Consider the following 13,550-nt stretch of genomic DNA (forward strand, 5'->3'; position numbering starts at 1 on the left):
CATTAGAATATGTGCCAAGAACAAGAATATGATTCCCATTATTCCATTGAGATCAAACAGTAAGAGATCAAATAAGGAATTTGATAAATATCTATATAAATTAAGACATTTAGTTGAAAATGCTTTTGCGAGATTAAAACATTTCCGTGCTATTGCAACTCGATTTGATAAACTAGCACGCAATTATAAATCTATGATCCGTATAGCCTGCATATTTATTTGGTGCAAAGCCAAATGAGGACACGCCCTAGTCATTTTTACCGCATTTGCGACATTCCTGGACGTAGCCGTGCTTGTGATCCCAATTGAATTCATAAACATGAATACAAAAAAGTTTACGAAATGTATTAAGCATATCTTTCACCTCACCTACCGGTTCAGAAAAAGGATTAATACTTAATAATATGGGTATAAACAGCATAACTTTCAAATAATAAGGTCAAAATTTCAGAGCAAGATATTAAAATAATTTGGCAATTCTGGTCTTTACTGGTCTTTATCCATGGAATGAGGAGTGGTGGTTTTATCTTGCTGCGATGTATCATTATCCTGTTTTTGACAGGCACTTAGACCTAGCATAAGCACTACTCCTATAAATAGCATTTTTTTCATCATCAATCCTTATATTCTTTCTATCAAAATTAAGAATAGAAGAGTTACTGAATTACACGGTTCAATTTTTACAGCAAAAATGTAAAAACGGCTTATTCATTCAATTTTTATTTACGGCTTTTTGAGTAAAAAATCACTCAGGATAGGAAAATTTTTATAATAACTGCCAATATTTCTCTCGATGCTCCACTGTTGATTCGGACCATGAGAATATTTTTTTAAGCGAGAAAATTTAGATCAAAATTTCCCATAAGATCGAATTTTCTGAAGTTTCAACAAAGCCGATTACTTCATCATTTTCATTCAGCTTGGGAATAAACTGATGATTATCCATATCATAATAACCAGCATGGTCTTGTGCCTGAGCCAAGGTGACTTCATCGCCTAAAACCTTGTTAATCATTCGTTCTTCGCCTGAATTGGGGTTTCTAATTTTAATCATAACCATTGATCTTCATTTATATTTTGATCTTTATCATAAGAAATTAGAGCTTAAAGTGTGAATTAATTTGTTAGCTTGAATGTAAACTGGTTTAGCTTTTTAGTTTCCAATCTAAAGAGAAAAAAATAAAAAGAAATATCCAAGTGTATCGTTGATAACTTTTTATACATTATGTTATTTAATGTTTGCCTCATCTAAATTCATCTTCTAAAGCTTCTAATATGTTTTAAGCATTTAAAAAAATAGTGAAGCAGAATATGAACAAATATCCTAAAAGCCCCTCCATTGAAGTTCAAGCCCATCAACCGGGTATTCAATCGCAAATGCATCCCCAGCCCGAAGTCATCAAACCCCACTATCAGGGAAGCAATAAATTAAAAGACAAAGTTGCTCTGATTACGGGGGGTGATAGCGGCATTGGCAGATCAATCGCCGTGCTGTTTGCACGCGAAGGTGCAGATGTTGCCATATGCTATCTGGAAGAAGATGGAGATGCGGAAGAAACCAAGAAAATGGTAGAACAAGAAGGTCGCCGTTGCCTGCTGTTGAAATGCGATTTGCAACATCACGATGAAATAAGCAAGATAGTTGAAAGAACGCTGCAAAAATTTCAAACCATCAATATTTTAATTAACAATGCCGGCGTTCAGTACCCGCAAAAACATATTACAGATATCAATACCCAACAACTTTTTAAAACCTTTGAAATCAATATACTGGCTATGTTTTATCTGACCCAAATGGTGATTCCGTATATGAAACCAGGCGATGCAATCATCAACACCAGCAGCATCACCAGTTATCATGGCCATGATCTACTCATCGATTATGCAAGCACCAAAGGTGCAATTACCTCATTTACCCGAAGTCTATCCACAAATTTATTGAAAAATAAGACCGGGATTAGAGTCAATGCAGTCGCTCCCGGACCGATCTGGACACCGTTAATACCAAGCAGTTTTGATGAAGAACAGTTAAAAGATTTTGGTAAGACCACGCCGATGGGACGCATGGGACAACCCAGTGAAGTGGCTCCTGCTTACTTGTTTCTAGCCTCGGATGAAGCAAGTTATATATCAGGACAAGTCATTCATGTTAATGGCGGTAGCATTATTAATGGTTAAAGCATTTAAAATTACCGATTGGAATTTTATTTAACCATTTAGCCTGTAAGAATAATTTGAATCATGATGAATCAAATCCACACCAAACCTTGACATATTATTACCCACCATTCATTTTTTTTTGCTTAAATGAATGAAGCTGTAAATTCAAAGAGGGATTCATTATGCCTAGAGGCGATAAATCATCTTATACTGCCAAACAGAAGCGGCAAGCCAAACATATTGAGGAAAGTGAAAAAGAGCGTGGGCTTTCCGAGGAGGATGCTGAACGCATTGCTTGGGCTACCGTAAATAAGCAGGATGGTGGTGGCAAGAAAAAAAGACACCATTAATAGTTATTTATAGTTTTATAAAGCTCTTTCATCAGAGCTTTATTTAATTGACCCACCTATCATCAGGCCATTTTACCATTTGTCGGATAATGTCATCAGAAAAATAATATAACAGCATGATTATTATTAGCTTTAGAAAATATATGCGTCTGCTGTTCACAATTTTTAAAGATTTCCATGAATCTACTCATTTAAAATCTTAGTTTACCCGTCAAAGGGGTGATACAGATGACACTCTATTGCATTAAAAAGAATCAGCATTTTCTCGCTTATCGAGATCAATTTGATGACTGCCATAATTGGCAAATGTCTGACCTGGATTTAGCCTTAGCAAGCCCATGGTACTGGACGACCGATAAAAATGTAGCAAAAATTTTTATTACACAAACTGAAGCAGAAGTTTTTCTAAATACCTATTATGGAGAGTCTTTTATCCAGGCAGAAATAAACTTGTACAGATATGAATACGATGAACTTTAATTTGTCCCCCTATCTATGATCTGCCCGACAATTTTATTTAAATAGCTGTTTATTGATCAAAATAGTCGGGCAGCTAGAACTGATCATCAACTACCTTAAAGGTTTGAATACGAATAGTGCTAAATTTGTAAGAATGAGGAAGCCGGCCCATGTTTTTTGCTGTAATGAGGATCAATAAAAAATAGGAACTGAGCTATGTGCGCAAATTTTGAAGCAATTAAAAAAAATAGGGCATTTCTTCTTGGTCTTTCCGAGCCACAGTTCCAATATCCTGACCATATTTATCCCTTATATGATGCCCCAATTTTAATTCATGGTGCAGATCGGCCAGAATGGGACCTTGCCAAATTTGGCCTGATTCCTTCTTGGGCAAAAGAATTAAAATATGGCCGTCATACCTATAATGCCCGAACTGAAACCGTGTCTAGTAAGCCCAGTTTTCGTCATGCCTGGCATAAAAATCAGTTTGCACTTGTACCTGTCGATGCGATCTATGAACCCAAATACATAAATGGCAAACCGCACTGGTACGCCATTTTTCGTAAAGATGAACTGCCCTTTACCCTCGCTGCCATATATGAAAATGCAGTAATTGGAAACAGGCAGGTTCGCTCCATGAGCCTGCTGACCATCAATGCTGACCATCATCCCTTTATGCGTCAATTTCACACACCCAAAGATGAAAAGCGCTCAGTCATTGTTATTCCCGAAAATGCGAGAATGGACTGGTTGAATTGCCAATATAATGAAGCGAGTCAATTTTTCTTTGAAATGCAGGATGAATATGTTGCTGTCCCTAAAAATCGTGCAGTCATGACTCGACTTTAATGTTCACTATTGATCGTAACTCATCATTACATTCATTTTAAATGATAAAAATCAGGGCTATTTAATTTAAAAATTTTTCTCAATCATTATTTTCTTCAACTTAAAATGATCCAGAACAGAGAACATTGAATACTGAGTTGCTCTATAAATTTTAAATAGACATAAATTTTTTTCTAAAGCTTGATATTTATGTACTAAGGTAAATTTGCTTAAAGATTTGTTCCCTTTTGCATATATAGGGCGCGAAAGATTAGAGAATGTCTTAAATTAGAAGGTGCAAGATTACCGCTATACAGGAGAGGTATGAAATGGCTACTATGAACGTAAATGACATTACCAAACATGCAGATGTAATTGCTTCAGATGGTCAAAAAGTAGGAACAGTAGATCACCTTCAAGGTACAGATCAAATCAAGTTAACAAGAAATGAAGAAGGTAGTCATCACCTTATTCCACTTTCATGGGTAAGTGAAATTAAAGAAAATCAAGTGATGCTTAATGTGGATGCCGAAGAAGTCAAAAGTCATTGGATTGCTGCTTAAACAGTTTAAACACCTTGATATAAGCCCTTTCTTCGCTCTGGAGGGCTTATTTAAACTTAATCGTTTAAATTTAACAATATTAAAACAGCTTGAGCTAACCATCTCTATTTAATTATACTAAAGCTTAAAATATTATTTTTCTGATTTTAATGTTTTTAATAGCCTTTTTTATTCTATTAATTTCTTTATATTTTATATTTAAAATCAGTTTTTCATAAAATTAAACCTATTTTTATTTAAAATTATCTTTACATACCCAAACTTCACCATCTATACGTACTCGGTCCGGTCCAATCAAATCTAATCGATGACCATAATAATTGGTCAGATTGAGAAAATTTCCATTCTTGTCGTAATTCGCCCATACACCTCGTTGAATATCCGGGCTGTCGAGTTTATAAAATGTAATGAGTTTCTGTGGATATGTAGTTACTGTATTATTCATTTTACCTGACCTTGTTAATTAGCAAAATAAGGTACATCCTCTTCAATAAAGAATACCTCACCTGTAGAATTCAAAATCCATTGATTGGTGCCCATCATTTTTGTCAATTGTTCTTGGGATGAATCATATACATTCATCAAATGATTCTCCTCATCATATTCCCCCGTATAAATTACGGTGGGTGATGTATCGAAATCCTCATTCATTTTATGGGCTTTTACAGGTCTGATATTCATGATTAACTCCTTTTATGTTTAAAGGGGCTTCGCTCCCTTTAAACTTCAATGACCATAGCAATGACTCCTGTTTTATTTTTCATTTTGAGACTGCTTTTCAGTATCTTTCTGCTGATTATGCTTATGGTCTTGCTGTGGTAAATGATGGGGTTGTTTTATCGGTTGATTCCTTTGATTCATATCTGTTTGATTTTGAGATTTTGACTTAGACATAATACTATTCCTTCTTGTCATTATTTGATGCCAATCAATTAACAACAATTAACGGCCTAATTATTTATCACTCTATCAGCATATACCCAAGTTAACTGAATAAAAACAATGATGATGTATCAAAATATAATATTACAATAGTAATACATTAATAATATTTAATATCCTGCTTAAACAAAAAATTTAGTCACTTAACAAATAAATTATTAATACATTATTTTTAATAGTAAATTACATATAATTCCAACACATACATAAAACCTCATAATTTATCTGGATTTTAAATATTATTTATTTCACAAAATCTAAAACAAAACCAATACATAAATAAAAATATAAACAAAACCTTTATATTTATTAGACTTTTTTCATAAATCATTTTAGAAACTAATAATTATTCTTAAAGCTAAAATTAAAAATAGATTTTAGTCGATATTAGATTCATGAGTGTGGCATGGATGCTACACGTTTCCCATCCCTTGCGCTGCGTTTTAAAGCAGTGCTTAAAACTGGCTCAGGATGTCGTGTATGGGAAACAATAAGTGAAGTTTTGCAAAGGATGTGCACTAAAAAACCCATCATAAAGATGGGTTTTTTATGAAAGATAAATGCAAAAATATCATGATTTAAGCTGGTACGGTGTCGGCAATAGCTTCACGCGACCACACCCGATGATGACGAATCAGGGTTTTAAACTGTTCCTGTACAGCGGTAAAATCCTCTGCATTTAAAGTCCCTTCGTCATGCGGCAATTTCAGCTCATGTAAAAGTTTTTGTTTGTCGCCCAACAATACAATCGGTTTCAGGTGCTTATAGGCCTCCAGCAGATAATGTTTTGTTACCCCATCTTTTAAAGCTTGCGGGTAATTATCACCATCTACAAGGACGACAGCATCATAGGCAATGGAAGGCTCAGCTTTTTGCATGCCATCTGATGCAACGGGAGACTGCTGTTGATTAAGCACAGGGCCCGGCGTTGGGGTCAATATATGCGCAACAGCTTTTTCAGCCTTAGCCCATTGCTGAATCGCGTCAATATTGGCTTGACTCACTCCATCATGAACCAATACGGCTATTTTTTTAGCTTGAATATCTTCAGGAATAAACGCCGTCATAGTAAGACGCGCCGATTTTTCTACTGAAGAAGTTTTTGCCGGATTTTGTGGGGCAGTGACTTCTATACCCAGGTTTTTACCCACCTGTTGAGCCAGATCCAGATCTATATTGGCCAACACTTCCTGCACTTCGCGTTGGCGGATATGTGGACGTTGTACCTTACTCAATTCGAAGGTGTATGCATCCACCACATGTTTTTGTTCATGCGGCGCCAAGCTTTGATAATAGAGACGTGCTTGCGAGAAATGATCTGAAAATGATTCACTGCGCTGACGAATTTTTTTACCGTCTATGCGTTCCTGATAGCTCTCGAAACCGCCTTCCTGGGCAGCAGGCGGAGTTTCGGTTGGCCAGTTGTTATCAATCGAATTGGGTTGGTAGGATGCCTGACCGCGATGAATAAAGCTTTGATGCATGGCATCACGCTGGTTGTTATGAAATGGACAAACCGGTTTATTAATGGGCAATTGATGAAAGTTTGGCCCACCTAAGCGACTCAGCTGGGTGTCGGTATAAGAAAATAAACGTGCCTGTAGCAAAGGATCATTGGTGAAATCTATACCGGGTACAATATGGGCCGGGCAAAATGCCACCTGTTCAATTTCTGCAAAAAAATTATCGACATTACGGTTCAGTACAAACTTGCCAATTGGCGTGACCGGAACCAGTTCTTCCGGAATGATTTTTGTTGGATCAAGCAAATCGAAATCAAACTTCATTTCATCTTCTTCAGCGACAATTTGAATACCGAGTTCCCACTCCGGATAATTCCCCGACTCAATCGCTTCATATAAATCCCGACGGTGAAAATCCGGGTCTTTCCCTGACAGCTTTTGCGCTTCATCCCACAGCAGCTGGCTTAAACCCTGTTTTGGTGTCCAGTGGAATTTGACAAATATGGCTTTACCTTCAGCATTGATCATACGGAAAGTATGGACACCAAAACCTTGAATCGAGCGCAAATTACGGGGAATAGCACGGTCCGACATCGCCCACATCACGGTATGGGCAGACTCCGGTACCAAAGAGACAAAATCCCAAAAGGTATCATGGGCTGACCCTCCGGTTGGAATTTCCGTATGCGGTTCCGGTTTGACAGAATGTACAAAGTCTGGAAATTTAATGCCATCCTGCACAAAGAAAACCGGAACATTATTGCCGACCAAATCGTAATTGCCTTCCTGAGTGTAAAATTTAATCGCAAAACCGCGAATATCCCGCACGGTATCGGCAGAACCACGGGGTCCTTGTACTGTAGAAAAACGTACAAAAATGGGGGTCTGTATATTGGAATCGGTCAGGAAGCCCGCTTTGGTATATTGTTCATTGCCCGGATAAGCCTGAAAATAACCATGTGCCCCTACACCACGCGCATGCACAATTCGCTCAGGAATGCGCTCATGATCAAAATGGGTGATTTTTTCCCTTAAGATAAAATCTTCCAGTAAGGTCGAACCTCGTACACCTGCCTTTAAACTGTTTTGATTATCTGCAATCTTTACGCCCTGATTGGTGGTCAGTGCATGATCAGTAGCATCACTGCGTGAAGCATCTAACTGCTGTGTTTTTACACTTTCATTCTTTTTGTCTAAAGCATCGGTACCTGCAACTTCACTTTGCTTAGCTTTATGATTCATATTTGCGCCTCTTTTCTATTCCATTAAACATGTGTTTGATAAAATGAATGCGTTGATCAGTAGACATTCGCCTGTATGATTGAAGTTAATGGGTAAACTTCTGATTGCTTAAAAAGGGAAACAGGTAATCGGTAAAACGTTGGGTACACCAGAGACCTGTTTCATGATGATGGGCATGAGGGGCTAAATAAGGCAGCAGTTTATTGATCTTCATGGCCAGATTGCCGGTTTCATAAATCTGGTGCTGAATATCTTCCAGTTCCCCATCAGATAAAAAACTGAACATAAAATCAGTTTGATCCTCATGTTCAAGTTGAATTCTGCGAGCATTTAAATCGGCATCTGGAGCAGATTCACCGGCAATCCAGTCATAAATGATCTGCTTTTCAGTAACCGTAAATACGCCAAACATTTTTCCATCTTCCTGGCTAATCAGCTTCCAGAAGCGGCTTTCTTCTGGATTTCTACCCAGCCTGATCCATTTTTTATCAATGAGTACATCAACAAATTCTTCCACTGACTCGGGTGATGCAAGCCAAGAATTAATGGTTTTGTTATTAAAGGTGCATTTATCATTATGAATAACATTACCAACCAAGGCTTTTCGTTTTAAAATCTTAATCACCAAAGTGTCTAGATTTAGATTCTTGATAATTTGCCTTGAGGACAAGCCCTTATCACTCAAAGCGAAACCGGCCTTCATTTTTTCTATAAAAGACCGTTTATCATTGAATTTACTGTAAATTTTTTCAAATGCTTTAATAGATAAATTTGCATGCCCATTATCAATATTGTCGATGGTGATATGCAGATTGAAATATTTTGAATCTATACCTAATTCTTGCAGTTCATAGTTGGTGATCAGCAGATGTAACGGAAGTTGCTCATAGGCCAGATTAAAACCAATGATTTCCGGAATAAACTCGGGTGGTGCATAAGCCAGCGCGAGTTGAATTGCAGCTTGATGATAATATTCATCCTCCAGATCCAGTACAAAATGTTCCAGTCCTAAATTGATAATAAGATCATTAAATAAGCACACATGGTTGGATTTGGCTAAGCCCAAACCCAGCTCTTCCAGATAAATCTGTATGAGGTCTCTGAAAACTGGATCATTCCAGTAATGGGTAATGCTAAACAACCAGGAACCGTCAACTTGCTTTACAGGCGCAACTTTAATCAGAAACTCGAATGCCTGCCCCACATTTTTAAAATATTCTCGCCCTGCCCCGCTATTTCTTCTTTCTAAATAGGCTTGGTATTCAGCACATTGAAGCTTATTATTCTTTAGAATCCAGTCATGGATTTTACTCACATCAGCGGGAAAATCGTTGGAATTATAATTTAGATTTTGAATTTCTTTTTTTAAAAAATATGAGGCTTTTCTTTCCTTTTCCTGAACAGGAACATCTCCATTAAGAAAAAAATTAACCAAATCAAAATAATTCTGATGATTTTTATCTACTGATTCTAGCGGCTGTTTTTTTACTGCTACTGGCATTTTTATTCTCCAAGCGGTAATTAGCATATAACCTTAATCCACTTGCGATTCATGAAAAAACCCTATAATTGTTATTCATTCGTTTAATTTATGTTGATTCAATAGTAATCAAATCTGATTAATCAAACAGTTAAAATTATAATCACGCCTTAAAATGAGAAATAGTTCTCTTTTTAAAATATTTTATTGTTAATATTTTATTTATTATCTAAAATAAAAATATGATATTAAAATAAAGTGAAGAAATATGACTACTCAATGCTGTAAATTACTGGCTAAAAAAAAATTAAAAGTGACTTTCATTGAAAGTGCTTCAGCAGGTTATTTGGCTTACCGTTTTTCACTCACCCCATTTTCTGGCGAAATCTTAAATGGAGCTCTGGTATGTTATGATTTAAAAGTTAAAGAAAAAGTACTTAAGATATCTCCCAAGCTCATAAAAAAATATACTGCAGAATCTATTGAAATTACTGAAGAATTAGTAAAAAAAGCAAAGAATATATTTACCTCGGATATATATGTGGGATGTACTGGATTACTCAAACCCGGCGGTTCTGAAACTCCAGAAAAACCTGTAGGAACTTTTTTTTATTCAATTTTATACAAAAACAAAATATATAATTACCGATGTTTGTGTAAAGGAAAGAAAACAGAAAAATTAAACAAGCTTATCCAATCCATATGTAAAAGCCTCATTAAAATTATTAAAAAAATTTAAATTAATATAATTAAAATTTAAATTTGTAAATATAAGGCTTTCCAATAAACCATATATTTCATGGATATAATATATAAACGAATCATTATAATTACATTTCAAACATTATGTAACATCCCTTTTATTTTTTAATGAAATATTCATGCTAATAATAATTATATCTGGTTAAACAGATGTTATTAAAAAATATATATGAGGTGTAGAGATGACTAATCCAAATCAACCCCAACAACAAAATGATCAGCAACGCCAACAGCAACAGCAGAACGACCAACAACGCCAACAGCAACAACAGAATGAACAGCAACGCCAACAGCCTGGTCAGCAGCAAGGCAACATGCCACAACAGCAACAGCAGAATGATCAGCAACGTCAACAGCCTGGTCAGCAGCAGGGCAGCATGCCACAACAGCAGCAACAAAATGATCAGCAACGCCAACAGCCTGGTCAGCAGCAACAACCTAACCAACAGCAACAGCAAAATGACCCGCAGCGCCAACAAACTGGTCAGCAGCAAGGTAACCTGCAACAACAGCAGCAAAATGATCAGCAACGTCAGCAAACAGGTCAACAGCAAAATTTTAGACAAAATCAGAATGACCAAAACAATCAACAGCAATAATGCGTTGATTGAACATTCACTTTCACATTTTAGATTGTGAAATTGTCTTTCATTGCTTGGCTATTGATTCAAAAATGAGGAGCTACACAGAATGACTGATCCCACTTTAGAAAATCAAAACCGTACGTCAAATAGTGAATCTGATCGGTATTGGCGTGAAAATTATACCAGTCGACCTTATTATCAAGATTTACAGCGTGATATTCCCGATATTGATTATGACAAGGATTTATCCTCTGCTTATGAATTTGGAAAACATTCACGTTCTGAATACGGCGAAAATGCCCGTTTTGAAGACTCGGAAAATGATCTTCAAAGTAAATGGGAGCAGTTTAAAGCGAACTCTCGCTTAAAGTGGCAACAAGCGAAACATGCCGTAAAAGATGCATGGGATAGAATGTAAAGGAATGAAAAATTTCCATTTAAATTCTACTCGTTAAAAAAGCACCCTCGGGTGCTTTTTTGTGCAATACTTTTCTGATTAATTAAACATTTGTCCAAATGCATAGATTACAAACATCAGCATCAGTGCAGATGATGAAGTTACAAGGAGTTCTATTGTTTTCATAACCCACTCTCACTTCCTTATCGTGGAACACTCTTTATACACTGAGATTTTTTGTCAGACAATAACAATTATTGACATAAATGTATCAAAAAATACTAAAAATATAAATATCACATTTTAAAATCTACACTTCCTCTCATCACAAATACAAAAATTCATTGCAAAATATGTCTCTTGTTTTTACAGCAGTTTATTTATTTAATATATATCTATTTTTCAATGATTTAAAATTTAAGAATTTAACTTTTTCAACTTTTTTATTTACATTCAAATATTCAGATCCCCCTATATAATTGAACTTTCCTGTTAATTTTTGCTACTCATTTTTAAGGGTTTTAGAATCGGATTTAAATTTTTTTACAACTTGTAGACTTTCGCTCTTCTTCACTTACTGCTGCCTAAAGGTCCATCGAGCAAACATTTCCCGATTTGTTCAACAGTCAAGCTCAAGTAAAATTTTCAGGCATTAAAAAACCGCCTTGAAGACGGTTTTGGTATTGTTCTCACTCTTACACGGCATTTACATGCGCATTAAGCCGGAACATTTCATTTACGCCCGTATAGAAACTGCGGCCATCAAGATTCAACTCAATTTCAATACCGGATTCAAGCAAGACTTTTTTGCCTACTTCAACCCATTTAAAGCCATCACGGGTATTTTGCATTTTTTTCAAAGGAATCAGCGATACAACAATTTCACGGCCATTTACAGATTTTGCAACTAAATTTTCAGTTTTATTCAACATTTACACCAATTTTTTAATACAGATAGAAAAGCCACCATTGGCATTTCAAAATAACAACCTTAACTTGGGATCACTCAAATGAGCGGAGATTTCTCGTTTACTAATTTTGAACGAGAACATTTTCATGTCAGTTTTATTGTTGAAATTATTATAACAGAAATATTGATTTAAGATACATCAGTATATCAGCGTTATGAATTAAAATTGTATTTAAATATTTCAGTTTTTAAGCCCTCCCTTTCCTTAGAAACCGAGAAATACAGGAAATTACTGATATACCCTTAAATAGTCTGCAATCAAACGTGATGCCCAAGATTCCGGTTGTTTAAAACCTTCGTAAAAAATACAGTGGCTACCTTTTTTAGTGGTCACGACGACAATATTCGGCATCTTCTGAAGGGTTTCCTTATAAGGTTCCAGATTCCGGATATGACACACAGGATCATCTTCCGCATTTAAAATCATCAATGGAATTTTGACATTTTCGAATACATGAATCGGATTGGTGGCCTGATTATAGTCTTCAAAACTGCTATAGCCTGCCAGTTCAAAATAATGAGATTGAAACTCTAATAAATTCCTGGAAGCCAGCACTTTGGGCAAGGAAGCGGTTTGTTGCCATGTTTCGCTATAAGGATGAATAAAGGATTCAAATAGTTTTTTCGTCATCACTTTACTATAGAAAGGATGCACATTTTGAAAACCCAGTTCAGTGTCATAACCGGGACACAATGCAAATGCTGCCTTGAACGGTGTTTGCTCGCCTTGTTCTCCTAAATAGCGGACCAATAATCCGGTGCCCGCAGATGAGCCAACCGCATACAGGGTGGAATCTGGAAATTTGCTTTGAATATACTGAATCTGTTCACGCAAATCATCAGTCGAACCGAACATGGAAATTTTGGGAACAGGCAGCGGTAAATTGGCATGGCCACGGCGCAAACATAAGGCTACACGCCATCCGGTATGTCGATGCAAGTCACGGACCAGTTCGGCCATACTTTCCGGCGTACCGGTCAAGGTAGGCATCAACACAATGGTTGGCGTATCTGCAGCAACATGAAGCCCATACCAGGCAATGGCGGTAACTCCACCATCAGACATCTTGAGATGTTCGATCACATCATACTGGAGTTGCACCGCTTTTTTTTTGATTAAGTCAAAATAGATCAGATGCAGATGTGTATTGGACAACCACGGCGTTGGACGGTATTTCTGTTTGAGTTGGGGCAAAATTTCAAGCATCTGCCCTGCTTCACCTTGTGGATCATAGTACAGGGTAGGTAATTCAGCCCCTGTCACCTGATCGACAATTTCTTGCACCAACTGACTGATTTTATTGAGCACAAACTTCATATTCGGTTTACCTCAAAAATGATGTAACGCAA

17 protein-coding genes are annotated in these 13,550 nt (G+C 36.4%); 9 read left to right on the forward strand and 8 right to left on the reverse strand.

Translation table 11 applies throughout. The annotated features are described in order from the left end of the window. Positions 1 to 238 (forward strand): transposase (locus E0H88_RS12475; protein WP_131274401.1); only part of this gene is annotated, 238 nt, incomplete at its 5' end. Between the two features lie 248 nt (positions 239 to 486). Here E0H88_RS12475 and E0H88_RS16330 read toward each other — a convergent pair. Beyond that, the gene (locus E0H88_RS16330) at positions 487 to 603 is read right to left on the reverse strand and encodes a hypothetical protein (RefSeq protein WP_502699739.1); all 117 of its coding nucleotides are present in this window, start codon (positions 601 to 603) and stop codon (positions 487 to 489) included. Positions 604 to 844: 241 nt separating this feature from the next. Continuing rightward, complete coding sequence (locus tag E0H88_RS12480; protein ID WP_131274402.1) at positions 845 to 1,054, reverse strand: hypothetical protein; 210 nt, start codon at positions 1,052 to 1,054, stop codon at positions 845 to 847. A gap of 257 nt (positions 1,055 to 1,311) precedes the next feature. Between E0H88_RS12480 and E0H88_RS12485 the strand changes: the two genes are divergently transcribed. From E0H88_RS12485 to E0H88_RS12505, 5 genes are all read left to right on the forward strand, one after another. Then, positions 1,312 to 2,178: a glucose 1-dehydrogenase gene (locus E0H88_RS12485; protein ID WP_131274403.1), complete on the forward strand. Its 867-nt coding sequence runs from the start codon at positions 1,312 to 1,314 to the stop codon at positions 2,176 to 2,178. A 164-nt stretch (positions 2,179 to 2,342) separates the two neighbouring features. Further along, positions 2,343 to 2,510: a hypothetical protein gene (locus E0H88_RS12490; protein ID WP_092818144.1), complete on the forward strand. Its 168-nt coding sequence runs from the start codon at positions 2,343 to 2,345 to the stop codon at positions 2,508 to 2,510. A 228-nt stretch (positions 2,511 to 2,738) separates the two neighbouring features. Next, positions 2,739 to 2,990: a hypothetical protein gene (locus E0H88_RS12495; RefSeq protein WP_092818145.1), complete on the forward strand. Its 252-nt coding sequence runs from the start codon at positions 2,739 to 2,741 to the stop codon at positions 2,988 to 2,990. Between the two features lie 195 nt (positions 2,991 to 3,185). Continuing rightward, positions 3,186 to 3,818, forward strand: coding sequence for an SOS response-associated peptidase (locus tag E0H88_RS12500; RefSeq protein WP_131274404.1), 633 nt, complete (start codon positions 3,186 to 3,188; stop codon positions 3,816 to 3,818). A 308-nt stretch (positions 3,819 to 4,126) separates the two neighbouring features. Beyond that, the gene (locus tag E0H88_RS12505) at positions 4,127 to 4,360 is read left to right on the forward strand and encodes a DUF2171 domain-containing protein (protein ID WP_131274405.1); all 234 of its coding nucleotides are present in this window, start codon (positions 4,127 to 4,129) and stop codon (positions 4,358 to 4,360) included. A gap of 459 nt (positions 4,361 to 4,819) precedes the next feature. Here E0H88_RS12505 and E0H88_RS12515 read toward each other — a convergent pair whose 3' ends face one another. From E0H88_RS12515 to E0H88_RS12525, 4 genes are all read right to left on the reverse strand, one after another. Beyond that, positions 4,820 to 5,041 (reverse strand): hypothetical protein, encoded by a 222-nt coding sequence (locus E0H88_RS12515; RefSeq protein WP_092818148.1) that lies wholly within the window; start codon positions 5,039 to 5,041, stop codon positions 4,820 to 4,822. Positions 5,042 to 5,113: 72 nt separating this feature from the next. Next, the gene (locus E0H88_RS15950) at positions 5,114 to 5,254 is read right to left on the reverse strand and encodes a hypothetical protein (protein ID WP_165493318.1); all 141 of its coding nucleotides are present in this window, start codon (positions 5,252 to 5,254) and stop codon (positions 5,114 to 5,116) included. 626 nt (positions 5,255 to 5,880) lie between these two features. Beyond that, positions 5,881 to 8,007, reverse strand: coding sequence for a catalase HPII (gene katE / locus E0H88_RS12520; protein ID WP_131274407.1), 2,127 nt, complete (start codon positions 8,005 to 8,007; stop codon positions 5,881 to 5,883). A gap of 85 nt (positions 8,008 to 8,092) precedes the next feature. Then, on the reverse strand, positions 8,093 to 9,508 hold the full coding sequence (locus E0H88_RS12525) for an iron-containing redox enzyme family protein (RefSeq protein WP_131274408.1): 1,416 nt from the start codon (positions 9,506 to 9,508) through the stop codon (positions 8,093 to 8,095). A 247-nt stretch (positions 9,509 to 9,755) separates the two neighbouring features. Between E0H88_RS12525 and E0H88_RS12530 the strand changes: the two genes are divergently transcribed. The 3 genes from E0H88_RS12530 to E0H88_RS12540 all read left to right on the forward strand — a co-directional run bounded on the left by E0H88_RS12530 (position 9,756) and on the right by E0H88_RS12540 (position 11,251). Beyond that, positions 9,756 to 10,226, forward strand: coding sequence for a CinA family protein (locus E0H88_RS12530; protein WP_092818152.1), 471 nt, complete (start codon positions 9,756 to 9,758; stop codon positions 10,224 to 10,226). A 205-nt stretch (positions 10,227 to 10,431) separates the two neighbouring features. Next, positions 10,432 to 10,848: a hypothetical protein gene (locus E0H88_RS12535; RefSeq protein WP_131274409.1), complete on the forward strand. Its 417-nt coding sequence runs from the start codon at positions 10,432 to 10,434 to the stop codon at positions 10,846 to 10,848. A gap of 91 nt (positions 10,849 to 10,939) precedes the next feature. Further along, positions 10,940 to 11,251: a hypothetical protein gene (locus tag E0H88_RS12540; RefSeq protein ID WP_092818153.1), complete on the forward strand. Its 312-nt coding sequence runs from the start codon at positions 10,940 to 10,942 to the stop codon at positions 11,249 to 11,251. Positions 11,252 to 11,925: 674 nt separating this feature from the next. On the opposite strand, the gene E0H88_RS12545 is transcribed toward E0H88_RS12540, so the two are convergent. Continuing rightward, complete coding sequence (locus E0H88_RS12545) at positions 11,926 to 12,162, reverse strand: hypothetical protein (RefSeq protein ID WP_425550232.1); 237 nt, start codon at positions 12,160 to 12,162, stop codon at positions 11,926 to 11,928. A 267-nt stretch (positions 12,163 to 12,429) separates the two neighbouring features. Next, entirely contained in the window at positions 12,430 to 13,518 is a 1,089-nt protein-coding gene (locus E0H88_RS12550; RefSeq protein ID WP_092818154.1) for a YheT family hydrolase, read from the reverse strand. Between the last annotated feature and the right edge of the window lie 32 nt (positions 13,519 to 13,550).

The organism is Acinetobacter sp. ANC 4216 (genome assembly GCF_004331195.1).
Taxonomy (GTDB): domain Bacteria; phylum Pseudomonadota; class Gammaproteobacteria; order Pseudomonadales; family Moraxellaceae; genus Acinetobacter; species Acinetobacter kookii.